The sequence below is a fragment of the Streptomyces sp. NPDC048111 genome, assembly GCF_043202815.1.
Taxonomy (GTDB): domain Bacteria; phylum Actinomycetota; class Actinomycetes; order Streptomycetales; family Streptomycetaceae; genus Streptomyces.
Genome location: NZ_JBIDBD010000005.1, coordinates 253,056 through 276,450, shown reverse-complemented (window position 1 = coordinate 276,450; position 23,395 = coordinate 253,056). Strand labels below are relative to the sequence as shown.

The following is a 23,395-nucleotide window of genomic DNA, read 5'->3' as shown; positions in this document are numbered from 1 at the left end:
GACGCATTTTGGCTACAGGCACCTCCAGCCTGTGGACAAACGGTTCTCCACAGCCTGGGATGGGAACAGGTCGTCCACAACAGGAAGGCGGGGGGACATGTCAGCTGAACAAATGGCCACCGGCGAGAACCGGCCGGTGCCACCGCGCCCGCTGGACGAGATCGACCACGCCATCCTGCGCATCCTGCAGAGCGACGGCAGGGCCTCGATACGGTCCGTCGCCGAGCGGGTGCACGTGTCGCGCGCCAACGCCTACGCGCGCATCAACCGGCTGGTGGAGGACAACGTGATCCGCGGCTTCACGGCGCGGGTGGACCACGAGCGGGCGGGCCAGGGAGCGGCCGCGTACATCACGCTCAAGATCGTGCAGAACTCCTGGCGCACGGTGCGCGAGCAGCTGGGACAGCTGCCGGGCGCGGCCCACATCGCCCTGGTGAGCGGGGACTTCGACGTACTGCTCCTGGTGCACACGCCCGACAACAGGGCCCTGCGCGAGCTGGTCCTGACGCGGATCCAGTCCATCCCCGAGGTGCTGTCCACGCGCACCCTGCTGGTCTTCGAGGAGACCGACCTCGACCCGGCGTAGCGGCGGGCCGGGCGGCTCAGGTGCAGTACTTCTTCAGGAAGGAAAGCACCGTGCCCCAGGTGTCGGGGCTGCTCAGGAGGGCCACGCCGTGCGCCGCCGAGCCCTTGACCGGCACCAGCCGGTTCTCCGGGGCCTTCGCGCTGGCCGCGCTCAGCTCGCGGGCCGCGCGGGGGAACGGGCCGTCCTGGTCGCCGGCCAGGTAGAGCACGGGCACGGTCAGGGTCCCGGCGGCGTCGAGCGCGTCCATCGTGCCGTACTGCTCGGGCGCGGAGAGGGCGACCACCGCGTCGGGCTTCAGGGGCAGGTGGCCGGCTGCCGTCAGGACGGCGGTGCCGCCCTTGGAGGCGCCCATCAGGAGCAGCTTCCAGGCGCCCTCGGAGCGCAGCGCGGTGGCCGCGCCCTCGACCTCGGCGGCCTCGTCACCGGTGGTGCTGTTGACGGCGAGCACGCGGAAGCCGGTCCGGCCCAGCTCCAGCGCCTTGTCCTTCCACTGACAGACGTTTCCGTCCGCCTGATGGGCAAGAACGATCCCGGTGTTGCCACTTCCGGTCAGAAAGCCGCCAGTGGGCTTTCCGGTGGCGCTCGTGAAGACGATGGAGCCCGCGGCGGCCTCGGCGGCGGTCAGACAGCCGAAGGCGTCGCCCTTGACCGGGACCTTTGCCGCGGGAGCGGTACCGGTCTTCTTGACCGCGGCCCGTGCGTCCGGCGAGCGGCCGCCGGCGCCGTCCGCGGTGCCCCCGCCGCCGCATCCGGCCAGCACCAGGCCCATGAGCACCAGGGCGGCGCAGAGGGACACCGGGGACGCACACGTTCGCGAGGCAGCCATGACCGTGGATGTTGATCCGCTTCGGTGCCCCAGTCAACGGCACCGGGGATCAATGGCCGGTCCGCAACCCCTCGAAGGCCATCCGCACCACCGTGTCGGCCACCTGGTCACCGTCCGCCTCGCCCTCGCGCTGCGGCCGGTACCACTCGACCAGTGAGTTGACCATGCCGAAGAGCAGCCGGGTCGCGAGGCGAATGTCCAGGTCGGCGCGGAGGTCGCCGTCGGCGACGGCTGCCTTCAGGAGGTCGGCGACCCGCTGGTCGAACTCCCTCCTGCGCTCCATCGCCCAGCGCTCCGTCTTGGTGTTGCCGCGGACGCGCAACAGCAGGGTGACGTAGGGAAGTTCAGCCGTCAGGACTTCGACGGTACGTCGCGTGACGTACTCGACCCGCTCGATCGACCGGCCGCGCTGGGCGCCCGGCTCGTCCAGCACGCCGAACAGGCCGTCGATGGCGCGGCTCACCGCGCGGTGCAGCAGCTCCTCCTTGCCGGCGACGTGATGGTAGATCGACGACTTGGAGATCCCGGCCGCCTTGGACAGGTGCTCCATGGACGTGCCGTCGTAACCGCGCTCGTTGAAGATCTTCACGGCGACGGTGAGCAGCGTCTCGGGCGTATAGGTGTCGCGCTTGGGGGTGGTCATGAGCCCGTCTCCTCGTCCCCCGCGTACGCCTGGCGGTAGAGCGCGAGCGAGGGGGCGTAGCGGCCGGTGGGGCAGCGCTCGTGAACCGCCGTGAGCAGGTCGTACGCCCAGTCCCGGCCCAGCCGGCGGCTCCATTCCACCGGGCCGAGCGGGTAGTTGACGCCGAGCCGCATCGCGGTGTCGATGTCCTCGGCCGAGGCGACGCCCCGGGCGACGGCGTCGGCGGCGAGGTCGGCCAGCATCGCGACGGTACGGGCGACGATCATGCCCGGTACGTCCCCGATGACGCTGACCTCCTTGCCGAGCCGCTGGAAGAGGCCGACCGCCTCGGTGACGGCCCGCTCCGAGGTGTCCTCGCTCGCGGACAGCGCGATGCGGGTGGCGCCCCGGTAGTCGAGGGCCAGGTCGAAGTAGACGACGTCGGCGAACTCGACGGACGTCCTGCCGTCGGCCGGGACGAGCTGCCCGTCCCCCGGAAGCTCGATGTAGGGGCCGCCCTCGCCGACCGACGTCACCTCGATGCCGGCCTCGGTCATCATCGCGACCAGATCGCGGGCGGGCCCGAGGTCACCGACGACGGTGACGGCCGCCGGGGCCTTGGCCGGGGGCGCGGTGTGCGGCTCGGGGCGCGCGCCCGGCGCGAAACCGGCGCCCGGCGCCTCGTAGGCGTACCAGCCGCGCCCGCTCTTGCGCCCGTGCAGACCCGACTCGACGAGCCGCCGCTGGGCCAGGGACGGGGTGAACTTGGGGCTCTGGAAGAACGACTCCCACACCGAGCGCGTGACGGCCTCGTTGACGTCCTGCCCGATCAGGTCGGTGAGCTCGAAGGGGCCCATCCGGAAGCCGCCGCACTCGCGCAGCACCGCGTCGATGGTGGCCGGGTCGGCGCCGCGCTCCTCGTACACCGCGAAGGCCTCGGCGTAGAAGGGCCGCGCGATGCGGTTCACGATGAATCCGGGGGTGTCGGCGCAGCGCACCGGTGTCTTGCCCCAGGCCTTCGCCGTCTCGTACGCGCGGACCGCGGCGGCCTCGTCGGTGGCGAAGCCGCTCACCACCTCTACCAGCGGAAGCAGCGGCGCCGGGTTGAAGAAGTGCAGGCCGACGAAGCGGCCGGGGTGGCGGAGCGCCCCCGCGACGGCCGTGACGGACAGCGAGGAGGTGTTGGTGGCGAGCAGGCAGTCCTCGCCGACCACGTCCTCCAGGGCGGTGAACAGCTCCTGCTTGACGGGGAGTTGTTCGAGCACGGCCTCCACGACCAGCGCCGCGTCGGCGAGCTCGGCGAGGCCGGCCGCCGGATGCAGGCGCTCCAGCGCCGCGTCGCGCTCCGCCGCGTCCATGCGGCCCTTGTCGACCAGCCGGGCGAGCCGCCCGGCGAGCGCGTCGGCCGCCTCGCGGGCGCGGCCCGGCACGGCGTCGTAGAGCCGGACGGGGTGTCCGGCCACGAGGGCGACCTGGGCGATGCCCTGCCCCATGGTCCCGGTGCCGACGACGGCGACGGTACGGCTCGGCGCGATCGCTGAGGCGCTGGCGGTTTCGGTCATGAACGCGATCCTCCCCTACGGCGTGCCCGCGGGCCCGGCGGGCCCCCTTGCCGGGCCCGACGACAGGGGCCGCGGACGGCCCGGCCGGCGGTTGTCCACAGGTTTGCCCGGGCCCTCTTGTCCCGACCGATCGTTCGGTTACTCTAGCGGTGTCCGGCTCTCCCTGCCCAGCTCGAAGACTCGACGAGGAGTTGCTCCATGCAGCTGACCGAGAAGCACAGGCCCACCCTGGACGGGGCCCTGGAAGCGATCCGCACCCGTGCGTACTGGTCGCCGCACCCGGAGCACCCCAAGGCCTACGGGGAGACCGGCGCCGAGGACGGCAAGGCGGCGTTCGACGCGCTCCTGAACCGCCGCTTCGACCTCGACCAGCCGGGCACCGACGACTGGACGGGCGCCGAAGTCTCGCCCTACGGAATCGAGTTGGGCGTCCAGTACCCCCACCCCGACCTCGACGTCCTGCTCCCCGCGATGCGGGCCGGCATGGCAGCCTGGCGCACGGCGGGCCCGGAGACGCGCGCCCTGGTCTGCGTCGAGATCCTGGCCCGCATCGGCGCCCGCACCCACGAGTTCGCCCACGCCGTGATGCACACCAGCGGCCAGGCCTTCATGATGGCGTTCCAGGCCGGCGGCCCGCACGCCCAGGACCGCGGCCTCGAAGCCGTCGCGTACGCCTACCAGGAGCAGACGCGCACCCCGTCGGGCAGCGCCGCCTGGTCCAAGCCGCAGGGCAAGCGCGAGCCCCTGGAGCTCACCAAGACGTTCACCCCGGCCGGCCGCGGCATCGCCCTGCTGATCGGCTGCAACACCTTCCCGACCTGGAACGGCTACCCGGGCCTGTTCGCCTCGCTGGCCACCGGCAACCCGGTCCTGGTCAAGCCGCACCCGCGCGCGGTCCTGCCGCTCGCCATGACGGTGAAGGTGGCGCGCGAGGTGCTGGCCGAGGCGGGCTTCGACCCCAACCTGGTGGCGCTCGCCGCCGAGCGGCCCGGCGAGGGCATCGCCAAGACCCTCGCCGTGCGCCCCGAGATCAAGATCATCGACTACACCGGATCCTCCACGTTCGGCGACTGGCTGGAGGCCAACGCCCGCCAGGCCCAGGTGTACACGGAGAAGGCCGGCGTCAACACGGTGGTGATCGACTCCACCGACAACTACAAGGGCATGCTGGCCAACCTGTCCTTCTCGCTGTCCCTCTACAGCGGCCAGATGTGCACCACCCCGCAGAACCTGCTCATCCCCCGCGACGGCATCACCACCGACGCCGGCCACAAGACCTTCGACGAGGTCGTCGGCGACCTCGCGCAGGCCGTCGGCGGACTGCTCGGCGACGACGCCCGGGCCAACGCGCTGCTGGGCGCCCTGGTCAACCCGGACGTGAAGTCCCGCCTCGAAGCCGCGTCCGGCCTCGGCGAAGTCGCCCTGGCCTCACGGGAGGTGGCCAATCCCGAATTCCCGGGCGCGGTGGTGCGCACCCCGGTCATCGTCAAGCTGGACGGCGCGAAGCCGGACGCGGAGTCGGTGTACCTGTCGGAGTGCTTCGGCCCGGTCTCCTTCGCCGTCGCCGTCGACTCGACGGCCGACGCGGTCGAGCTCCTGCGCCGCACGGTGCGCGACAAGGGCGCGATGACGGTCGGCGCGTACACCACCTCGCCCGAGGTGGAGCGCGCGGTGGAGGACGTCTGCCTGGACGAGTCGGCCCAGCTGTCGCTGAACCTGACGGGCGGGGTGTACGTCAACCAGACGGCCGCCTTCTCCGACTTCCACGGCTCGGGCGGCAACCCGGCGGCCAACGCGGCCCTGTGCGACGGGGCGTTCGTGGCCAACCGGTTCCGCGTGGTGGAGGTCCGCCGGCAGGCCTGAACCAGGCCGCCGGGACAGGGGGGCGGAGGCGCGCGTCAGTCGGGAACGACGGCGTGCCTCTGCACCCAGGAGTGCATCGCGATGGCGGCGGCCGCCCCCGCGTTGATGGAGCGCGTGGAACCGAACTGCGCGATGGAGCAGACCATATGGGCGTGCGCCCGCGCCTCCTCGGTCAGCCCGGGCCCCTCCTGGCCGAACAGCAGCACACACCGGCGCGGCAGCTCGGTCCGCTCCAGCGGCACCGCGCCGGGCAGGTTGTCGATCCCGATGATCGGCACACCCTCGGCCAGCGCCCAGGCGGTCAGCGACTCGGTGTCCGGGTGGTGGCGCACATGCTGGTAGCGGTCGGTGACCATGGCGCCGCGCCGGTTCCAGCGCCGCCGCCCCACGATGTGGATCTCCTTGGCCAGGAACGCGTTCGCGGTCCGCACCACGGAGCCGATGTTGAAGTCGTGGCCCCAGTTCTCCACCGCCACGTGGAAGTCGTGGCGCCGGGTGTCGAGGTCGGCGACGATCGCCTCGCGCGTCCAGTACCGGTAGCCGTCGACGACATTGCGGCGGTCGCCGTGCGCGAGCAGCTCCGGGTCGTACCGCTCGCCCTCGGGCCAGGGCAGCGGGTGCGGACCCACCCCGACCTCGGCCGGCCCGAAGCCGTCGTCGTACTGCAGGGGCTCGGCGGCCCGCTCGCCGCCGGAGGCCTCGTCGGCGGGGCCGGCCGGGACGTCGCCGGGGAGGCCGGCGGCGCGGGCACGGCCTGCCTGGGCTTTGTCGGCCGGGGCGTCGTCCGCCGGGGCCGACCGATGTTCGGTGCTGCTCACCCCACGAGCGTACGTGGCCGCTCGGGTTCGTCCGCCCGCTCCCGGCGCTGCTCGGGAAGGCTCGCACCGCGGCGCAGCCGCCCCGCGTACGCCCCCACCCTGCGCAGGAACGACGTCGGCAGGAACACGGCGTCCGCGGCGATCATCGCGAGCGAGAAGAACGGCAGCCCGAGCAGGACGGCGATGCCGGCGTGCTCCAGCATCATCGCCACCAGGAGCACGTTCTTGACCCGCCGGTTGAACAGCGTGAACGGGAACGCCACTTGGACCATGACCGTTCCATAGGTGAGCAGCATGACGATCACGCCGCTCGTGCCCAGGAGGGAGGAGAGCTCGGGCCACGGGGCGAAGTAGTCCAGCTTCAGCGGGTAGAAAAGCGCCGTCCCGTCCTGCCAGCGGCTGCCCTGGATCTTGTACCAGCCGGCCGTCGCGTAGACGAGGCACACCTCCGCCATGATCACGACCATGGCCGCGTTGTGGACGAGGTTGCCGAGGATGTCGAGCAGCGCGCGCGACGCGGCGTCGGCATACCGGGCCACCGCCCACCACAGGCCCTGGGCGCCCCACATGCCCCAGAACACCACCCACAGCCACCACTCGCCCCCGCCGGCCACACCGGAGGCGGACGTACGCCAGGTGGCGGCGAGCAGACCGAGTCCGCACACCGCCCACAGGACCGGGCCGACGCGGTCGCGGACCGCACCGCGCGCGGCGCGCGTCAGGCGCCGCGCGTCCAGCGACCAGACCTGCGCGCAGCGCGTGAAGACGAGATAGATCGCCAGCAGATGGACGACGTTGTCCCCGCCGTCCCCGACGAAGACGGAGCGATTCTGCAGGGACAGCACACCGATCATGAACAGCACGGACATCGTGCGGGTGCGCCACCCGAGCAGCAGCAGCACGCTGGACACGACGGCCAGCGCGTACACGAACTCGAACCAGACCGTGCTGTCCGTCCACAGCAGAGCGGTGAACGCGTGGTTGCCGGACACCAGCCGGTCGCCGAGCGCCCAGCTCCAGGGCCCGTCGGGGCCGTACAGCTCACGCCGGTGCGGCAGTTCGCGCAGCAGGAAGAACAGCCAGGTCACGGAGAACCCGATACGGACGACGGCGCTCTGGTACGGCCCGAGAGCAGCGGCCGACACCATGCGCACGGCCCGCGCGGCCCGGGTCTCGCCGGGGCGGGGGGCGTCGCTGGGGGCGTCACTGGGGGCGTCGCGGAGGGCCGGTTCGCGCTGAGCGGGGGGCAGGGGCGGCGTCGGTGCCGATACCGATGCCGGTTCCGGTGCTGGTGCCGGTTCCGGTTCCGGTGCTGGTGTGGAGACGGGGGCGGGCGCCGGGCTCGGGGGCGCGGTCTCGCGGGTGGTGGTGCCGTCGTGGTCGTGCGTGCTCACCGCTTCGCCTCCGTGCGTGCGTCACCGGCGCCCGAGGGCAGATCGGCGGGGGTCACCGTCCACCACGGCACCTCCCGGTAGGACGGCCGCGTGTCGGTCCGCTCGTCGCTGAACGGCGGGCTCTTCACGGCGGTGGTCACCGACCTGACCTGGATCCGGTCGACGGTTCCGCCGTCCCGGTGCGTGCCGAGCCGGAGCATGACGATGCGGCGCAGGTACTGCTCGGAGAGCTCGCCGCGCAGGCCGTTCGGCTTGTTGTCGTCGGTGTGCGAACCCACGAAGAAGTCCCAGCCGCGGCGCAGTTCGTTCTGCTCGGTGTGGCTGGGCACGGGGTTGTGCCGGATCGCGGCGCCGTCCTGCGCCGAGAGGTCGATCCAGCCGGTGGTTCTGACGTTCCCGTCGGGCAGCTTGATCTCGGCGCGCGCCTGGACGCCGATGTTCTGCTGGAGCGGATTGGGCGCGAAGAGCTTCCAGTTCTGCTCGAACTCGGGGTAGATCCAGTCGTCCACGGCCTTGCCGTACTTCTTGCTGATCGTGTTGGACGGCGCGACGTGCAGGAACACCATGCCGACCTGGACGCAGGCGATCACGCCGATCACGGCGAGCGCGAGCGCGGCGACCACCTGGAACCGGAACGGCAGCCCCGCGATCCCCCGCGCGGCGAGGTCCCCGCCGCCGGACGCCGCCGCGGCGGTGCCCGGCTCCGCGTGCCCGCCGGGGGCGGGCGCCGCTGTCGCGGGCGGCACGGAATCGGGGGTGGCACGGAGCACCGGCCAAGGGACGGAGCCCCGGCGGGACGGGGGGGCGCCGCCCTGGGGGGACGACGGCCCGGGCCGTGCCGGTTCGGATGCCGGGGGCGTCCTGTCGGATGCCGGGAGTGGGGGCCGCCCGGGCGCCGCAGACGTCGGATCCGACACCGGGGACGCCGGATCGGACACCGGGGATACCGGATCGGGCACCGGGGACGCCGGATCGGGCTTCCCCCGCGTGGCGGAATCCGGGCCCGAGCCCTCGGCCGAATCGAAAACGGTGCTTTCCGCGGGGCCGGACGCACGATCCGGCGCGGCGACTCCAACCCGTTCGGACGAGTCGGCGCCGAGGGCGTCCGGAGCGTCGGTGGATGCGTCCGCAGTGGCTCTGACCTGCCGGGATCCCGTCCGGTCGGCCTCGCCACCGGTTCCGGTCCCGTCCTTGTACGAATCCATCCCGCCCCGATCGGCACCCGCTGAGTTATCCACAGGGTTGACACCCTACGGGCCGTCGACTCACCATTGAAGTCATTGAACCGAACGATCGGTCGGTTGGTGGACCGCACCACAGCAGCTCGGCAGGGGGCCGGAATGACCGGAGTGACCGCGACAGCCACGGCAGCCGCAGGTACGGACGCGTCGTACCAGGCGGTGTTCGACGCGGCAGTCGCCGCGGACGAGCGGATCGAGCCACGCGACTGGATGCCCGACGAGTACCGCTCCACGCTGGTCCGCCAGATGGCGCAGCACGCCCACTCGGAGATCATCGGCATGCAGCCGGAGGCGAACTGGATCACCCGCGCCCCGTCGCTGCGCCGCAAGGCGATCCTGATGGCCAAGGTCCAGGACGAGGCGGGCCACGGCCTCTACCTCTACAGCGCGGCCGAAACGCTCGGCACGGGCCGCGACGAGCTGCTCGACAAGCTGCACTCGGGCCGCCAGAAGTACTCGTCGATCTTCAACTACCCCACGCTGACCTGGGCCGACGTGGGCGCGATCGGCTGGCTGGTGGACGGCGCGGCGATCACCAACCAGGTCCCCCTGTGCCGCTGCTCCTACGGTCCCTACGCCCGGGCGATGGTCCGCATCTGCAAGGAGGAGTCCTTCCACCAGCGGCAGGGCTACGAGCTGCTCCTCGCCCTCTCGCAGGGCACCCCCGAGCAGCACGCGATGGCGCAGGACGCGGTGAACCGCTGGTGGTGGCCCTCGCTGATGATGTTCGGCCCGCCCGACGACGAGTCGGCGCACTCGGCGCAGTCGATGACGTGGAAGATCAAGCGCCACTCCAACGACGAGCTGCGCCAGCGCTTCGTGGACATAGCGGTGGGCCAGGCCGAGGGCCTCGGGCTCACGCTGCCCGACCCGGATCTGCGCTGGAACGAGGAGCGCGGCCACCACGACTTCGGCACGATCGACTGGACGGAGTTCTGGGAGGTCCTCAAGGGCAACGGCCCCTGCAACGAGCAGCGGATCACCCAGCGCCGCCGGGCCCACGAGGAAGGCGCCTGGGTACGGGACGCGGCAGCGGCCTACGCCACGAAGCAGACGGCCCACCGGACCCCGTCCGCGCAGCCCGTACAGGACACGCGCGACACCCGGAACACCACGCAGGACGCGTCGCAGAAGCAGGACGCGAACGGACACGGAGAGGCAACGGCATGAGCACGCACGACTGGCCGCTCTGGGAGGTGTTCGTGCGCTCGCGGCGCGGGCTGTCCCACACCCACGCCGGAAGCCTGCACGCGCCGGACGCCGAGATGGCCCTGCGCAACGCCCGCGATCTGTACACCCGCAGGTCGGAGGGCGTCTCCATCTGGGTCGTGCCGTCCGCCGCGATCAGCGCGTCCTCGCCCGACGAGAAGGACTCCTTCTTCGACCCGGCCGCCGACAAGCCGTACCGCCACCCCACGTTCTACGAGATCCCGGAAGGGGTGAAGCACCTGTGACCGCCACGGCCGCGGCCGAAGCCGCCCTCGCGCTCGGCGACGACGCCCTGGTGCTGTCGCACCGACTGGGGGAGTGGGCCGGCCACGCCCCGGTGCTGGAGGAGGAGGTCGCTCTGGCGAACATCGCCCTCGACCTGCTCGGCCAGGCGCGGCTGCTGCTCTCGCAGGTCGGCGACGAGGACGAACTGGCCTATCTGCGCGAGGAGCGGGCGTTCCGCAACCTCCAGCTCGTCGAGCAACCCAACGGCGACTTCGCCCACACCATCGCCCGCCAGCTGTACTTCTCCACGTACCAGCAACTGATGTACGGCGAACTGGCCGCGGGCGACGGCGAGTTCGCCCCCATAGCGGGCAAGGCCGTCAAGGAGGTCGAGTACCACCGCGACCACGCCGAGCAGTGGACGCTGCGCCTCGGTGACGGCACGGAGGAGAGCCACCGGCGCATGCAGGCGGCCTGCGACGCGCTGTGGCGCTTCACCGGCGAGATGTTCCAGCCGGTCCCCGGCCTCGACCTCGATGCGGCGGCGCTCGAAACACGGTGGACGGAATCGGTGACCGCGGTCCTCGGCCGTGCCACCCTCACCGTCCCCGAGGGCCCGCGCACCGGCGCCTGGACGGCCGGCGCCGGCCGTCAGGGCCTGCACACCGAGCCGTTCGGGCGGATGCTCGCCGAAATGCAGCACCTGCACCGCAGCCACCCGGGGGCGTCATGGTGACCGGCACCGCCCCCACCCCCCTGGAGAGCGAGCTGCGCCGCCTGGCCGGCTCGGTCCCCGACCCCGAGCTGCCGGTGCTCACCCTGGAGGAGCTCGGCGTCCTGCGCGGCGTGCACGTCGAAGGGCCGGGCCGGGTGCGCGTCGAGCTCACCCCCACCTACACCGGCTGCCCCGCCGTCGAGGCCATGTCGTCGGACATCGAGCGCGTGCTGCACGAGCACGGCGTGGCCGACGTCTCGGTCGTCCGGGTGCTGTCCCCTGCCTGGTCGACCGACGACATCAGCGCGGAAGGCCGGCGCAAGCTCGCCGAATTCGGCATAGCCCCGCCGCGCCCGCACACCGCCGAGGGCCCGGTCGCGCTCACCCTGTCGGTGCGCTGCCCGCACTGCGGATCCACCGACACCGAGCTGCTCAGCCGCTTCTCCTCGACGGCCTGCAAGGCACTGCGCCGCTGCGTGTCGTGCCGCGAACCGTTCGACCACTTCAAGGAGTTGTAGATGTTCCATCCGCTCCGGGTCAGCGAGGTCGAGCAGCTCACGGACGACGCCGTGGCCGTCACCTTCGCCGTGCCGCCCGAGCTCCACGAGACCTACCGCCACCTGCCGGGCCAGCACCTCGCCCTGCGCCGCACGGTGGACGGCGAGGAGATCCGCCGTACGTACTCGATCTGCGCGCCCGCCGTCGAAGCTCCCGGCGAGCCGGTGCTGCGGGTCGGCATCCGCGTGGTGGAGGGCGGCGCGTTCTCGACGTACGCCTTCAAGGAACTGTCCGTGGGTGACAGCGTCGACGTCATGGAGCCGATGGGCCGGTTCGTCCTGCCCCCGCGCGCCGGGCACTTCGCCGCGATCGTCGGCGGCAGCGGCATCACCCCCGTCCTCTCGATCGCCGCGACCCTGCTGGCCCGCGAACCGGAGGCCCGGTTCTGCCTGGTCCGCAGCGACCGCAGCGCCGCCTCCGCGATGTTCCTCGAAGAGACGGCCGACCTGAAGGACCGCTACCCCGAGCGGTTCCAGCTGGTCACGGTGCTCTCCCGGGAGGACCAGCAGTCCGGCCTCCCCTCGGGCCGCCTCGACCGCGAACGTCTGGACGCGCTGCTGCCCGCGCTGCTGCCGGTGGCGGACATCGACGGGTGGTTCCTGTGCGGGCCGTTCGGCCTGGTGCAGGGCGCCGAGCAGGCCCTGCGCGGGCTCGGCGTGGACCGCGACCGCATCCACCAGGAGATCTTCCACGTCGACGCGGCCCCCGTCCCGGTGGCGGCCGCCACCGCCCCCGCGCACGCCACACTGACCGCGACCCTGGACGGCCGCTCGGGCAACTGGCCGGTACGGGAGGGCGAATCCCTTCTGGAGACGGTGCTGCGGGCCCGTGCGGACGCCCCGTACGCCTGCAAGGGCGGCGTGTGCGGCACGTGCCGGGCCTTCGTGGTCGGCGGCGAGGTGCGGATGGAACGCAACTTCGCCCTGGAGCCGGAGGAGACGGAAGCGGGCTACGTCCTGGCCTGCCAGTCCCACCCCGCCACAGCAGAGGTGGAGCTGGACTTCGACCGCTGAGGCGCGCCCATTCCCATCGCGTAGAACCTGTTCTATCTTGACGGATCGTCAGATCCGGTCGCCAGGCGCGCAGTTCACCCTGCCCGCGCCCTGAGCGGCCGGACGGAGTCGGTGCGTTCGGAAGGACAAGGCCGTGGACTTCACCTTCACCGAGGAGCAGCAGGCCGCCGTCGAGGCGGCCAAGGCGGTCTTCTCCGGCGTCGCGCCCGACGCGGTACCCAGCCCCGCGCTGACCGCGGGCGCCGTCGCCGAGGACTTCGACCGCCCGCTGTGGGCCAAGCTCGCCGCCTCCGACCTGCTGAGTCTCGTCCTCGACGCCAAACACGGCGGGGCGGGCCTCGACCCGATCGCCCTGTGCCTGGTGCTGCGCGAATCCGCCAAGGTGCTGGCCCGGCTGCCCCTGCTGGAAACCAGCGCGGTCGCCCTGGCCGTACAGCGGTACGGCGACCGGGAGTTGGCGCGCACCCTGCTGCCCGCCATCGGCCGGGGCGAGCTCGTCCTGACCGTCGCAGCCAACGGCCGCACCGGCCACGACGGCGCCGAACTCGCCGTCACCGCCCGCGAGGACGCGGGCCACTGGTTGCTCGACGGCCTCCAGACCGCCGTGCCCTGGGCCCCCACCTGCGACCGCGTCGCCATACCCGCCATCACCGCCGACGGCCGCACCGTGCTGGCCCTGGTCCCCCGCACCCACGAAGGCCTCACGCTCGCCGACCAGACCTCCACCAGCGGCGAGCGCCTGGCCGAACTCCACCTCGAAGCGGTACGCGTCGAGGCGGCGTCCGTGATCACCGCCGACGGCGCCTGGGAGTGGCTGCGCGAGCTGCTCGCCACCGGAACCTGCGCACTCGCCCTCGGCCTCGGCGAGGCCGTCCTCGGCATGACCGCCCAATACACCGGAAAACGCGAGCAGTTCGGCCACCCGGTCGCCACCTTCCAGGCCGTCGCCGTCCAGAGCGCCGACCGCTACATCGACCTGCGCGCCATGGAAGTGACCCTGTGGCAGGCGGCCTGGCGCATCAGCACCGGCGCACAGAGCGCCCTGCCCGTCGCCGCAGACGTCGCGGTCGCCAAGATCTGGGCCTCCGAGGGAGTGCGGCGCGTCGTCCAGACCGCCCAGCACCTGCACGGAGGCTTCGGCGCCGACACCGACTACGCACTGCACCGCTACCACGCCTGGGCCAAGCAGCTGGAACTCTCACTCGGCCCCGCCGCCGCCCACGAGGAAGCCCTCGGCGACCTCATCGCCGCGCACCCCCTCGGCCAGGGCGCGTAGGTGAGGGCCCCCGAGGGGGCCGGGTCTCTGCTGCCCGCGGGGAGGCGCGAGGGAGTCTGCGGGGACGAGACCCGGCGTCCCCCGGGAGGGGGGAGGTGCGAGGGAGTCTGCGGGGACGAGACCGGGCGTCCCCCGGGATGGTGCGGCCGGGTGGCTAGACGACCGTACCCGGGGCGCCGTGGAGGTCGACGACCTTGCGCCCCGCGGCCTCCCACACCTGCATCCCGCCATCGACGTTCACCGCGTCGATGCCCTGCTGCACCAGGTACTGGGTGACCTGGGCCGACCGTCCGCCGACCCGGCACATCACATACGCGCGGCGCCCGTCGGCGACCGCCTCGGTCACCTCACCGAAACGCGCCACGAACTCGCTCATCGGCACGTGCAGCGCACCCTCGGCATGCCCGGCCGCCCACTCGTCGTCCTCGCGGACATCGAGCACCAGGGCGTCGTCCGGCACCGCGGTGACGTCCACCGAGGGCAGCTGGGCGAAATTCATGGGTCATGCCTTCTCTCGTACGGGCCGACAAGTCCCCCGAACGCTACTGCACCAGCTTCGCGAGCTCCGCCTCACGACCGGCCACCTCGGTCAGGAGCTGCTCGGCGATCTCCTCAAGGAGACGGTCCGGATCCTCCGGCGCCATCCGCAGCATCGAACCGATCGCGCTGTCCTCCAGCTCCCGCGCCACCAGCGCGAGCAGCTCCTTGCGCCGGCTCAGCCACTCGAGACGCGCGTACAGCTCCTCGCTCTCGGTCGGCCGCACCTCCGCCGGCGCCGGACCCGCCGCCCACTCCTCGGCGAGCTCCCGCAGCAGCGCCTCGTCGCCCCGCCCGTAGGCCGCGTTGACCCGGGCGATGAACTCGTCGCGCCGGGTGCGCTCGGTCTCCTCCTGCGCCAGATCGGGATGCGCCTTGCGCGCCAGCTCGCGATACAGCCGCCGCACCTCCTCGCTCGGCCGCACCCGCTTGGGCGGTCGCACCGGCTGGTCGGTGAGCATCGAGGCGGCCTCGGGGGACAGACCGTCGGAGTCCATCCAGTCGTGGAAGAGCTCCTCGACGCCGGGCATGGGCATGACCGCGGCCCGCGCCTCCCGCGCCTTGCGCAGATCCTCGGCATCACCGCTCCGCGCGGCCCTGGCCTCGGCGATCTGCGCGTCCAGCTCGTCGAGCCGGGCGTACATCGGGCCGAGCTTCTGGTGGTGCAGCCGGGAGAAGTTCTCCACCTCGACCCGGAAGGTCTCCACCGCGATCTCGAACTCGATCAGCGCCTGCTCGGCCGCCCGCACCGCGCGCTCGAGCCGCGCCTCGGGGCGTTCGCCCTCCGCCGCCGAGGGCGCCCCCGGCTCACCCCCCGCGTTGGGCGGGGTGGTCAGCGGGTCCTCGTTCCGGGCAGTCGTACCGCCGGCAGCTTCGTCCGTCACGGAGTTCAGCGTACGGGCGCCGGGGCGGGGGTGGGGGGCCCTCCCCCCCACCCCCCACCCCACCCCTCCTCCCCCCGCCCGGCTCAGACCTCCCGCTCAGACGTCCCGCTCAGACGCCCAGCTCTGCCGCGACGCGGCCGTCGCGTACCGCGGCGGCCAGTACCGCGTGGTCGGCCTCCGTGCGGTCGGCGTAGGTCACCGCGAACGCGGCGACCGCTTCGTCGAGCTCCTCGTTCTTGCCGCAGTACCCGGCTATGAGCCGCGGGTCGGCGCTGTGCGCGTGGGCCCGCGCGAGCAGCGCGCCCGTCATGCGGCCGTAGTCGTCGAGCTGGCCGGCGGGCAGGGCGGCGGGATCCACGCTGCCCTTGCGGTTCCTGAACTGCCTTACCTGGTACGGCAGTTCATCCACGGTCGTCCAGCCCAGCAGGATGTCGCTGACCACCTGCATGCGCTTCTGGCCGAGCACCACACGCCGTCCCTCGTGTCCGGGCTCGGGCGCCTTGAATCCGGCCTTCGCCAGGTGCGGCAGCAGCACCGACGGCCTGGCCTCCTTGACCTGGAGCACCAGCGGCTCGCCCCGGTGGTCGACCAGCAGCACCACGTACGACCGCGTTCCGACACTGCCGGTGCCGACCACCCGGAAGGCCACGTCGTGGATCGCGTACCGGGCGAGCAGCGGCAGCCGGTCCTCGGAGAGCGTGGTCAGGTACTCCTGGAGCGAGGCGGTGACCACGGCGGCCTCGGCGTCGGTCACCCGGCGCAGGACCGGGAGGGCGTCGGCGAAGCGGCGGCTGCCGTCCTCGGCCCGCTCGGTCGCCTTGGCGGCGAAACGCGCGCTGGTGTTGTTGCGGGCCTTCTCGGAGACCCGTTCCAGGGTGCCGAGCAGATCGTGGGCGTCGGCGTGGGAGACGAGTTCCTCGTCGGCTATCGCGTTCCAGGCGTCGAGTACGGGCAGTCTGGCGAGCAGGCGCACGGTGCGGCGGTAGGCGCCGACGGCGTCGAACGCCGCTGCCCGGCACGTGTTCTCGTCGGCCCCCGCCTCCCGGCCCGCCAGGACCAGGGAGGTGGCGAGCCGTTTCAGGTCCCATTCCCAGGGACCGGTCACGGTCTCGTCGAAGTCGTTCAGGTCGATGACGAGGTTGCCGCGCGCATCGCCGTACAGGCCGAAGTTGGCCGCGTGGGCGTCGCCGCAGATCTGCGCGCCGATGCCGGTGACGGGCGTGCCGACGAGGTCGTGCGCCATCAGCCCCGCCGAGCCGCGCAGGAAGGCGAAGGGGCCGGCGGCCATCCGGCCCACGCGTATCGGCGTGAGCTCGGGCACGCGGCCGGCGTTGGACTCCTCCACCGCGCGCACGGCGTCGGGCCGGTCGGCGGAGAGCAGCAGCGAGTCGTGCGAGGACCGCGGGAGGCGTTCCCGCAGTGCCTTCCCCTCGGCCTTGGGCGATGTCTGCGCCCTGCCGCTTCCTCCGCCGCCCGCGTGCGCCCGGTGGGCGAAGCCTGGGACGTACGGGATCCGTACGCGCCCGTCCTCCGCCCCGCCCCGTGGTGTCGGAACCCTTACATCGACCTCGCCCATGGCGTGCCGCCTCCCCCGTCTCGTACGACCCCATCGCGTACGACCGCGTCGCGCACGACCCCGTCCGCGCGGCGTCGTGCGCAGTGCCTCGTTCAGTGCTGTCGAGCAGTGGTGAGAGCTCAACTGGACCTGACGGTACAGGCGTCGACCGAAGAGCGTCGGGGCCTGTGGATAACTCCGCGCGCGGCTCCGGCGGGGCGCCGTTTCACGTGAAACGGCAGCGGCGGGAGAGGAGGCTCACCCGTCCGGTCCGGTGGGCATCGGCCGCTCCGCCGACCACAGCCCCGGGTCCCGCCAGGCCCTCCGCCGACCCCAGTCCCGGGTCCCGCCAGGTGTCCCGGACCACAGCCCCGCGTCCCGCGAGGCCCTGCGCCGTCTACAGCCCCGCGTCGCGCGCGAGCAGCGCCGCCTGGACGCGGTTCTCGCAGTCCAGCTTGGCCAGGATCCGGCTGACGTACGTCTTCACCGTGGCTTCGCTCATGTGGATCCGCTTGCCGGCGTCCGCGTTCGACAGTCCCTCTCCGAGCAGGGTCAGGACGTCCCGTTCGCGCTCCGACAGCACCCCGACGCGGCGCCTGGCCTCTTCGGCGCGGGCGGCGGCCCGGCCGGTGGCGAGCTGGTCGACGACGTGCCGGGTGGCGCCCGGGGACAGATAGGCGTCCCCGGCCGCGGCGGCGCGTACCGCCCGGATCAGTTCGGCGGGCGCGGTGTCCTTGAGGAGGAATCCGGCGCCGCCGTGTTCCAGGGCGCGCAGCACGTTCTCCCGCTCCCCGAAGGTCGTGAGGATGATCACGCGCGCCGCGGGGGCGGTCCGGCGCAGTTCGGCCAGTGCGCTGAGCCCGTCCATCTCGGGCATCTGCAGGTCGAGCAGGACCACGTCCACGGCGTGGGAGCGGGCGAGTTCGACGGCTTCGCGGCCGTTGGTGGCCTCCGCGACGACGTCGATCTCCGCGTCCGAGGTGAGGATCATGCGGATCCCGGCCCGGATGAGCGGCTCGTCGTCGGCGATGACGACCCTGATGCCTGGACCCGTCCCCGTCACACCCACATCCCGTTCTGGTTCTGTCGGCCCGGCGCCGGGCTCCCTGAGCCCCGCGCCGCGTCCATCACCGGCCCGCGCCGCGTCCGGCGCCGGTCGGTGCCGTCGTCAGCGCGCCACGTCGTACGACTTCTTCTCGATCAGCTTGCCGTCCTTGAAGCAGAACCGGAACACCGGCTCGGTCTCCAGACCGTCGCCGGTGTCCGACGACATGAAGACCATGCACTGGGAGCCCTCGGGTTCGGCGGGGCCCTTCCCGGCGAGGCCGGAGAGCAGGACGCTGTCGCCGCTCGGCAGCTCGTCGCGGACGTCCGCCTCGGACGCGCCGACCTTGATCCTCTCGTAGTCGGGCGGGTCGATCATGCCCTTCTTCGCCGAGCCGACGAGGAGGAACAGTCCGACCCCGGCCGCCAGCGCGAGCAGCACGACCGCTCCCAGAGCGACCCCGCACCCCAGCGCGATACCGCCCCGCCTGTTCCTGCCGCTCATGCCCAGCTCCTTCTCCGCGATGCTCCAGTCCACGACCGGACCACCGTCGCCGAGGGGCGGGGCGGGCGACTGCTGCCGGAAGTCGTCGGGGGCGTCGACGAACGTCGCTGCCTCCGCGCTCCCGTAGGGCAGGACGCCGGCGACGCGGAACCCGCCGTCACCGGTGGCTCCGGTGTGCACCATCCCGCCGACGAGCCGGGCCCGCTCGTGCAGCCCGGTCAGTCCCTGGCCTCCACTGACCACTTCGCCGGTCTGCCCGGCGGCCGCGGCGCCGACGACGCCGTTGACGACCTCGACCACGAGGGAGTCCGGCTCGTAGCGCAGCTCCACGGTGATGGGTGCGCCCGGCGCGTGCTTGTAGGCGTTGGTGAGGGCTTCCTGGACGATCCTGTACGCGGCGTGGTCGCCGGCGGCGGCCAGCGGACGCGGCTCGCCCCCGATGCGCAGGTCCACGGAGTTCCCGGCGGCCCGCGCGGCCGTCACCAGGGCCTGGATCCCGGCGGTGCCGCGGGCGGCGGGCCGGGCGCCGTCCGGTGCGGCAGGGGTTTCGACGCCGTCGCGCAGGATGCCGACGACCTCGCGCAGTTCGTGCATGGCGGTGACCGACGCCTGGCGCAGCACACCGACGGCCTCGCGCTGGCGGCCGGTGAGTTCGGGGTCCACTTCGAGGGCTCCGGTGTGGACGGCGATGAGGGCCAGTTGGTGGCCGAGGCTGTCGTGCATGTCCTGGGCGATGCGCTGGCGTTCGCGCAGCCGGGCCTGTCCGGCGACCATCGCGCGCTCGCGCAGCAGTTGGGCGTTGTGTTCCTGCATGGCGCGCAGCAGGGTGCGGCGCTGTGACCAGTACCTGCTGGTGAGGCCGGGCACGACGGCCGCCGTCAGGAAGAACAGGGCGCCGAGAAGGGCCATCAGGAAGGGTTGTGGGATGGGCCACAGTGTGACGACGCCGAGCACCTCGCTGATGAGGAAGGCCGCGGTGAAGGCGGCGAGCGCCCGGCCCGCGCCGACGATGCGCCGGCCGGCGGACCAGGCCGCGACCATCAGGAGGGGTACGGACTCGGAGCACGGCACGGACAGGGCGGCGGCCGCGAGCAGCACGCCGGCGGGCAGCGAACGCCTCAGCAGGGACAGCGCGGCGACGCCGAGCGCCACGGCCACGGCCCGTACCAGCCCTCCCGCGAGCAGCCCGACCGCGCCCGTCATGACGGCGAGGGCCAGGGCGAGCGCGGTCTCGCCGGCGATCCGGCGCCGCGTCCAGGGGTCGGGCCCCTTCACCAGGCGCCATCCGGTCCGGATCCTCGCTGACACATCCACGTCCGCACCCTAGGCAGGCCGGCCCGGGGCACGCGGCTCTCCTTGGTCGTGCCCCGCCGCGACGAAAGTCGTCGGGCCGGCCCTGTGCCGTGGAACGACGGAAGCCCCGCAGATCCGGGGATCTGCGGGGCTTCCGACTTGTGCGCGAGGGGGGATTTGAACCCCCACGTCCCGAAGGACACTGGCACCTGAAGCCAGCGCGTCTGCCGTTCCGCCACTCGCGCAAGAGTGGTGTGCTGGGCTCTCGTACTTTTCGGTGCGATTGCCTGGCGACGTCGAGAAGATTAGCACGCTGGACTGGGTGGATTCACATCCGTTGTTTGCGGCGACCCTGAGGGGGAGGAGCAGATCGGCAGAGAGGCAACCCCCGGCATCGTTACCCGCTCCTCCTGAGTGCACCCCAGGTGCGGGACACTGTCGGGAAGCCACCTCTACGATCCGTACGAGAGGTGCGTGTGAGAGGTGACACTCGTCCACAGGGCAGAGAAGGGGAACCAGCCGATTTCCCGACGCGTGGATACGATCAGTAAGCAGTACCAAGAGAGCGACCCACAGCAGCACCGGCAGCAAGACCAGGACGACAACGACGGAGGAGGTGCCCCATGGGAGTCCTGAAGCGTTTCGAGCAGCGTCTCGAAGGCCTGGTCAACGGCACCTTCGCGAAGGTCTTCAAGTCCGAGGTCCAGCCCGTCGAGATCGCCGGCGCGCTCCAGCGCGAGTGCGACAACAACGCGTCGATCTGGAACCGGGACCGCACGGTCGTCCCCAATGACTTCATCGTCGAGCTGAGCGCTCCGGACTTCGAGCGGCTCAGTCCGTACTCGGGGCAGCTCGGCGACGAGCTGGCCGGCCTGGTGCGCGACTACGCGAAGCAGCAGCGCTACACCTTCATGGGCCCCATCAAGGTGCACCTGGAGAAGGCCGAGGACCTGGACACGGGTCTGTACCGGGTGCGCAGCCGCACGCTCGCGTCCAGCACCGACCAGCAGGGCCACGGAAGTCCGCAGGGCCCCGGGCCCGGCGCTCCGCAGCGTCCCGCGCCCGCGTCCCCGCAGGGGGGCCGCGGCGGGTACGGCTATCCGCCGGCCGCCGCTCCGCCCATGCCCGCGTCGCCGCCTCCGGGCCGCCCCGCCTCGTCCGCCGACCGCCGCCCGGCGGCTCCGGGGCCGATGCCGGGCGGGCACGGCCAGGTGCGGCGCTGGATCGAGATCAACGGCACCCGCCATCAGATCTCCCGCCCGACTCTGGTCCTTGGCCGCAGCACCGATGCGGATGTGAGGATCGACGATCCCGGCGTCTCGCGCCGGCACTGTGAGATCCGGACCGGAACGCCCCCGACGATCCAGGATCTCGGGTCCACCAACGGCATCGTGGTGGACGGGCAGCACACCACCCGCGCTACGCTCCGCGACGGCTCGCGGATCGTCGTGGGCAGCACCACCATCGTTTACCGGCAAGCCGAAGGGTGAAGCGGGGGCAATGTCAGAGCTGACCCTCACGGTCATGCGGTTGGGTTTCCTCGCCGTACTGTGGCTGTTCGTCATCGTGGCCGTTCAGGTCATTCGCAGTGATCTGTTCGGAACGCGCGTCACCCAGCGCGGTTCACGCCGGGGCAATGACGCCAACCGGCAGCAGCAGACCGGCAGGCAGGCCGGGGCGGCCGCCGCGCCGCCGCCGCAGCGCGGCCAGCAGCAGGGCGGGGGCGGCCGGCAGCGCCGTGGCGCCCCGACCAAGCTGGTGGTCTCCGAGGGCACCCTGACCGGCACCACGGTCGCCCTGCAGGGGCAGACCATCTCGCTGGGCCGGGCGCACGATTCGACGATCGTCCTGGACGACGACTACGCGTCGAGCCGCCATGCCAGGATCTACCCGGACCGGGACGGCAATTGGATCGTCGAGGATCTCGGGTCCACGAACGGCACCTATCTGGACCGGACCCGGCTCACCACCCCGACCCCGATTCCGCTGGGCGCGCCGATCCGCATCGGCAAGACCGTCATCGAGCTGCGGAAGTAGTACGACAATGAGCGAGCGGAGCGAGCGAGCCGCAGCGGTCCTCAGGGACCGGGACGGGCTCCCGACCGGAGGGTGGGCAGTGTGGCTCGACATGACCGGCCGTACCCCGAGCCGACAGGCGAGGTGCGCATGAGTCTCTCCCTGCGTTTCGCCGCCGGATCGCACAAGGGCATGATCCGCGAGGGGAACGAGGACTCCGGCTACGCCGGTCCCCGCCTCCTGGCCATCGCGGACGGCATGGGCGGCCAGGCCGCCGGTGAGGTCGCCTCCTCCGAGGTGATCTCCACGCTGGTCACGCTCGACGACGACGTACCGGGCTCCGACATCCTCACCTCGCTCGGCACCGCCGTGCAGCGGGCCAACGACCAGTTGCGCCTGATGGTCGAGGAGGACCCGCAGCTGGAAGGCATGGGCACGACGCTCACCGCCCTGCTGTGGACGGGCCAGCGGCTGGGCCTCGTGCACGTCGGTGACTCGCGCGCCTATCTGCTGCGGGACGGCGTCCTCACGCAGATCACCCAGGACCACACCTGGGTGCAGCGGCTGGTCGACGAGGGCCGCATCACCGAGGAAGAGGCCACCACGCACCCGCAGCGCTCGCTGCTGATGCGCGCGCTGGGCAGCGGTGACCACGTCGAGCCCGATCTGTCGATCCGTGAAGTGCGGGCGGGCGACCGGTACTTGATCTGTTCCGACGGCCTGTCGGGGGTGGTCTCGCACCAGACGATGGAGGAGACGCTCGCCAGCTACCAGGGCCCGCAGGAGACGGTGCAGGAGCTGATCCAGCTCGCGCTGCGCGGCGGCGGCCCCGACAACATCACGGTGATCATCGCCGATGTGCTGGACGTCGACGCGGGGGACACCCTGGCGGGCCGGCTCAACGACACCCCGGTCATCGTCGGCGCGGTGGCCGAGAACCAGCTGCAGCTCAACGACGGCGGCGCCATGCAGACGCCGGCGGGCCGTGCCTCCGGGCTCGGCCGCCCCGCACCCGCGCCCCAGGGCGGCTTCGGCCCGCCCGGCAGCGGTGAGGAGGGCGGCGGGTACGCCAGTCCGCCCGAGGGCGCGTTCGGTGCGTACGCCGACGAGGACTTCGTCAAGCCGGACCGGCGCAAGGGCCGCGGCCGCTGGATCCGGCGTTCGCTCTACATCGTGCTGGCCCTCGCGGTCGTCGGCGGCGGTCTGTACGGCGGGTACCGCTGGACGCAGACGCAGTACTTCATCGGCGCCAACAGCGACGGCACGCCGCACGTGGCGCTGTACCGGGGCATCAGCCAGGACCTGGCGTGGGTGAAGCTCTCCACGGTGGAGACCGATCATCCCGAGATCGAACTCAAGTACCTCCCGCAGTACCAGCGCAACCAGATCGACTCGACGATCGCCGCGAGCAGCCTCGACAAGGCACAGGCCAAGATCAAGGAGTTCGCGACCCAGGCGTCCGCCTGCAAGAAGGAGGAGGAGCGCCGGGCCACGGAGAACAACAACGCCTCGAAGCCCGGCACGGGAACCGCCGGCGCCCAGTCCGGCAAGACGTCCACCACCGCATCTCCCACACCCGGCCCCAGCCTCTCGGAGGACGAGCAGAAGCTGGTCTCGCAGTGCGGTAAGCAGTAGGCAGCCGTAGGGGGCCTT

22 protein-coding genes and 1 tRNA gene are annotated in these 23,395 nt (G+C 72.2%); 11 read left to right on the top strand and 12 right to left on the bottom strand.

Annotated elements, in window-relative coordinates:
* The first annotated feature begins 97 nt into the window (after positions 1 to 97).
* Positions 98 to 586, top strand: a complete 489-nt coding sequence (locus tag ACGF3I_RS12910; RefSeq protein ID WP_393131114.1) for an Lrp/AsnC family transcriptional regulator — start codon at positions 98 to 100, stop codon at positions 584 to 586.
* 16 nt (positions 587 to 602) lie between these two features.
* Here ACGF3I_RS12910 and ACGF3I_RS12905 read toward each other — a convergent pair whose 3' ends face one another.
* The 3 genes from ACGF3I_RS12905 to ACGF3I_RS12895 are packed head-to-tail and all read right to left on the bottom strand — an operon-like array spanning position 603 to position 3,596.
* The gene (locus ACGF3I_RS12905; protein WP_393131112.1) at positions 603 to 1,412 is read right to left on the bottom strand and encodes an alpha/beta hydrolase family protein; all 810 of its coding nucleotides are present in this window, start codon (positions 1,410 to 1,412) and stop codon (positions 603 to 605) included.
* Positions 1,413 to 1,461: 49 nt separating this feature from the next.
* On the bottom strand, positions 1,462 to 2,055 hold the full coding sequence (locus ACGF3I_RS12900; RefSeq protein ID WP_393131110.1) for a TetR/AcrR family transcriptional regulator: 594 nt from the start codon (positions 2,053 to 2,055) through the stop codon (positions 1,462 to 1,464).
* The gene (locus ACGF3I_RS12895; RefSeq protein WP_393131108.1) at positions 2,052 to 3,596 is read right to left on the bottom strand and encodes a 3-hydroxyacyl-CoA dehydrogenase; all 1,545 of its coding nucleotides are present in this window, start codon (positions 3,594 to 3,596) and stop codon (positions 2,052 to 2,054) included. Before ACGF3I_RS12895 ends, ACGF3I_RS12900 begins: the two co-directional genes overlap by 4 nt.
* Before the next feature lie 198 nt (positions 3,597 to 3,794).
* Here ACGF3I_RS12895 and paaN point away from each other — a divergent pair, with 198 nt between their 5' ends.
* Positions 3,795 to 5,459 (top strand): phenylacetic acid degradation protein PaaN, encoded by a 1,665-nt coding sequence (gene paaN, locus ACGF3I_RS12890; protein ID WP_393131106.1) that lies wholly within the window; start codon positions 3,795 to 3,797, stop codon positions 5,457 to 5,459.
* Between the two features lie 35 nt (positions 5,460 to 5,494).
* Here paaN and ACGF3I_RS12885 read toward each other — a convergent pair whose 3' ends face one another.
* From ACGF3I_RS12885 to ACGF3I_RS12875, 3 genes are all read right to left on the bottom strand, one after another.
* Positions 5,495 to 6,127 carry a TrmH family RNA methyltransferase gene (locus tag ACGF3I_RS12885; protein ID WP_393131253.1) on the bottom strand — a complete coding sequence of 211 codons (633 nt, stop codon included), beginning with the start codon at positions 6,125 to 6,127 and terminating at the stop codon, positions 5,495 to 5,497.
* Positions 6,128 to 6,273: 146 nt separating this feature from the next.
* Positions 6,274 to 7,425, bottom strand: coding sequence for an HTTM domain-containing protein (locus ACGF3I_RS12880; RefSeq protein WP_393131251.1), 1,152 nt, complete (start codon positions 7,423 to 7,425; stop codon positions 6,274 to 6,276).
* Between the two features lie 242 nt (positions 7,426 to 7,667).
* On the bottom strand, positions 7,668 to 8,417 hold the full coding sequence (locus ACGF3I_RS12875; protein ID WP_393131104.1) for a DUF5819 family protein: 750 nt from the start codon (positions 8,415 to 8,417) through the stop codon (positions 7,668 to 7,670).
* A 594-nt stretch (positions 8,418 to 9,011) separates the two neighbouring features.
* On the opposite strand from ACGF3I_RS12875, the gene paaA reads away from it, so the two are divergent.
* From paaA to ACGF3I_RS12845, 6 genes are all read left to right on the top strand, one after another.
* Positions 9,012 to 10,082, top strand: coding sequence for a 1,2-phenylacetyl-CoA epoxidase subunit PaaA (gene paaA, locus ACGF3I_RS12870; RefSeq protein WP_393131102.1), 1,071 nt, complete (start codon positions 9,012 to 9,014; stop codon positions 10,080 to 10,082).
* Positions 10,079 to 10,366 carry a 1,2-phenylacetyl-CoA epoxidase subunit PaaB gene (gene paaB, locus ACGF3I_RS12865; protein ID WP_393131100.1) on the top strand — a complete coding sequence of 96 codons (288 nt, stop codon included), beginning with the start codon at positions 10,079 to 10,081 and terminating at the stop codon, positions 10,364 to 10,366. The genes paaA and paaB overlap by 4 nt, the downstream gene beginning before the upstream one ends.
* Positions 10,363 to 11,082: a 1,2-phenylacetyl-CoA epoxidase subunit PaaC gene (paaC, locus tag ACGF3I_RS12860; protein WP_393131098.1), complete on the top strand. Its 720-nt coding sequence runs from the start codon at positions 10,363 to 10,365 to the stop codon at positions 11,080 to 11,082. Before paaB ends, paaC begins: the two co-directional genes overlap by 4 nt.
* A complete protein-coding gene (gene paaD / locus ACGF3I_RS12855) occupies positions 11,076 to 11,579 on the top strand; it encodes a 1,2-phenylacetyl-CoA epoxidase subunit PaaD (RefSeq protein ID WP_393131096.1) in 504 nt (167 codons plus the stop codon). The genes paaC and paaD overlap by 7 nt, the downstream gene beginning before the upstream one ends.
* Positions 11,580 to 12,632, top strand: coding sequence for a 1,2-phenylacetyl-CoA epoxidase subunit PaaE (gene paaE, locus ACGF3I_RS12850; protein ID WP_393131094.1), 1,053 nt, complete (start codon positions 11,580 to 11,582; stop codon positions 12,630 to 12,632). It abuts the gene before it with no gap.
* Positions 12,633 to 12,765: 133 nt separating this feature from the next.
* Entirely contained in the window at positions 12,766 to 13,908 is a 1,143-nt protein-coding gene (locus tag ACGF3I_RS12845) for an acyl-CoA dehydrogenase family protein (RefSeq protein ID WP_393131092.1), read from the top strand.
* A 154-nt stretch (positions 13,909 to 14,062) separates the two neighbouring features.
* Here ACGF3I_RS12845 and ACGF3I_RS12840 read toward each other — a convergent pair whose 3' ends face one another.
* From ACGF3I_RS12840 to ACGF3I_RS12815, 6 genes are all read right to left on the bottom strand, one after another.
* The gene (locus ACGF3I_RS12840) at positions 14,063 to 14,407 is read right to left on the bottom strand and encodes a rhodanese-like domain-containing protein (RefSeq protein WP_393131090.1); all 345 of its coding nucleotides are present in this window, start codon (positions 14,405 to 14,407) and stop codon (positions 14,063 to 14,065) included.
* Between the two features lie 43 nt (positions 14,408 to 14,450).
* Entirely contained in the window at positions 14,451 to 15,329 is an 879-nt protein-coding gene (locus ACGF3I_RS12835) for a hypothetical protein (RefSeq protein WP_393131088.1), read from the bottom strand.
* Between the two features lie 109 nt (positions 15,330 to 15,438).
* Positions 15,439 to 16,905, bottom strand: coding sequence for a DUF2252 domain-containing protein (locus ACGF3I_RS12830; RefSeq protein ID WP_393131086.1), 1,467 nt, complete (start codon positions 16,903 to 16,905; stop codon positions 15,439 to 15,441).
* Between the two features lie 376 nt (positions 16,906 to 17,281).
* Positions 17,282 to 17,947: a response regulator gene (locus ACGF3I_RS12825; protein WP_393131084.1), complete on the bottom strand. Its 666-nt coding sequence runs from the start codon at positions 17,945 to 17,947 to the stop codon at positions 17,282 to 17,284.
* A gap of 105 nt (positions 17,948 to 18,052) precedes the next feature.
* Positions 18,053 to 19,747 carry a sensor histidine kinase gene (locus ACGF3I_RS12820; RefSeq protein ID WP_393131082.1) on the bottom strand — a complete coding sequence of 565 codons (1,695 nt, stop codon included), beginning with the start codon at positions 19,745 to 19,747 and terminating at the stop codon, positions 18,053 to 18,055.
* A gap of 141 nt (positions 19,748 to 19,888) precedes the next feature.
* Positions 19,889 to 19,971: transfer RNA gene (locus ACGF3I_RS12815), tRNA-Leu, on the bottom strand.
* Positions 19,972 to 20,349: 378 nt separating this feature from the next.
* Here ACGF3I_RS12815 and ACGF3I_RS12810 point away from each other — a divergent pair.
* The 3 genes from ACGF3I_RS12810 to ACGF3I_RS12800 all read left to right on the top strand — a co-directional run bounded on the left by ACGF3I_RS12810 (position 20,350) and on the right by ACGF3I_RS12800 (position 23,377).
* Positions 20,350 to 21,216 (top strand): FhaA domain-containing protein, encoded by an 867-nt coding sequence (locus ACGF3I_RS12810; RefSeq protein WP_393131080.1) that lies wholly within the window; start codon positions 20,350 to 20,352, stop codon positions 21,214 to 21,216.
* 10 nt (positions 21,217 to 21,226) lie between these two features.
* Positions 21,227 to 21,763, top strand: a complete 537-nt coding sequence (locus tag ACGF3I_RS12805; RefSeq protein ID WP_393131078.1) for an FHA domain-containing protein — start codon at positions 21,227 to 21,229, stop codon at positions 21,761 to 21,763.
* Between the two features lie 129 nt (positions 21,764 to 21,892).
* On the top strand, positions 21,893 to 23,377 hold the full coding sequence (locus ACGF3I_RS12800) for a Stp1/IreP family PP2C-type Ser/Thr phosphatase (RefSeq protein ID WP_393131076.1): 1,485 nt from the start codon (positions 21,893 to 21,895) through the stop codon (positions 23,375 to 23,377).
* Positions 23,378 to 23,395: the final 18 nt, after the last annotated feature.

Coding starts and splice junctions, on each gene's coding strand:
- ACGF3I_RS12910 (WP_393131114.1), top strand. CDS start 98: ATGTCAGCTGAACAAATGGCCACCGGCGAGAACCGGCCGGTGCCACCG.
- ACGF3I_RS12905 (WP_393131112.1), bottom strand. CDS start 1,412: ATGGCTGCCTCGCGAACGTGTGCGTCCCCGGTGTCCCTCTGCGCCGCC.
- ACGF3I_RS12900 (WP_393131110.1), bottom strand. CDS start 2,055: ATGACCACCCCCAAGCGCGACACCTATACGCCCGAGACGCTGCTCACC.
- ACGF3I_RS12895 (WP_393131108.1), bottom strand. CDS start 3,596: ATGACCGAAACCGCCAGCGCCTCAGCGATCGCGCCGAGCCGTACCGTC.
- paaN (WP_393131106.1), top strand. CDS start 3,795: ATGCAGCTGACCGAGAAGCACAGGCCCACCCTGGACGGGGCCCTGGAA.
- ACGF3I_RS12880 (WP_393131251.1), bottom strand. CDS start 7,425: ATGGTGTCGGCCGCTGCTCTCGGGCCGTACCAGAGCGCCGTCGTCCGT.
- paaA (WP_393131102.1), top strand. CDS start 9,012: ATGACCGGAGTGACCGCGACAGCCACGGCAGCCGCAGGTACGGACGCG.
- paaB (WP_393131100.1), top strand. CDS start 10,079: ATGAGCACGCACGACTGGCCGCTCTGGGAGGTGTTCGTGCGCTCGCGG.
- paaD (WP_393131096.1), top strand. CDS start 11,076: ATGGTGACCGGCACCGCCCCCACCCCCCTGGAGAGCGAGCTGCGCCGC.
- paaE (WP_393131094.1), top strand. CDS start 11,580: ATGTTCCATCCGCTCCGGGTCAGCGAGGTCGAGCAGCTCACGGACGAC.
- ACGF3I_RS12840 (WP_393131090.1), bottom strand. CDS start 14,407: ATGAATTTCGCCCAGCTGCCCTCGGTGGACGTCACCGCGGTGCCGGAC.
- ACGF3I_RS12830 (WP_393131086.1), bottom strand. CDS start 16,905: ATGGGCGAGGTCGATGTAAGGGTTCCGACACCACGGGGCGGGGCGGAG.
- ACGF3I_RS12810 (WP_393131080.1), top strand. CDS start 20,350: ATGGGAGTCCTGAAGCGTTTCGAGCAGCGTCTCGAAGGCCTGGTCAAC.
- ACGF3I_RS12805 (WP_393131078.1), top strand. CDS start 21,227: ATGTCAGAGCTGACCCTCACGGTCATGCGGTTGGGTTTCCTCGCCGTA.
- ACGF3I_RS12800 (WP_393131076.1), top strand. CDS start 21,893: ATGAGTCTCTCCCTGCGTTTCGCCGCCGGATCGCACAAGGGCATGATC.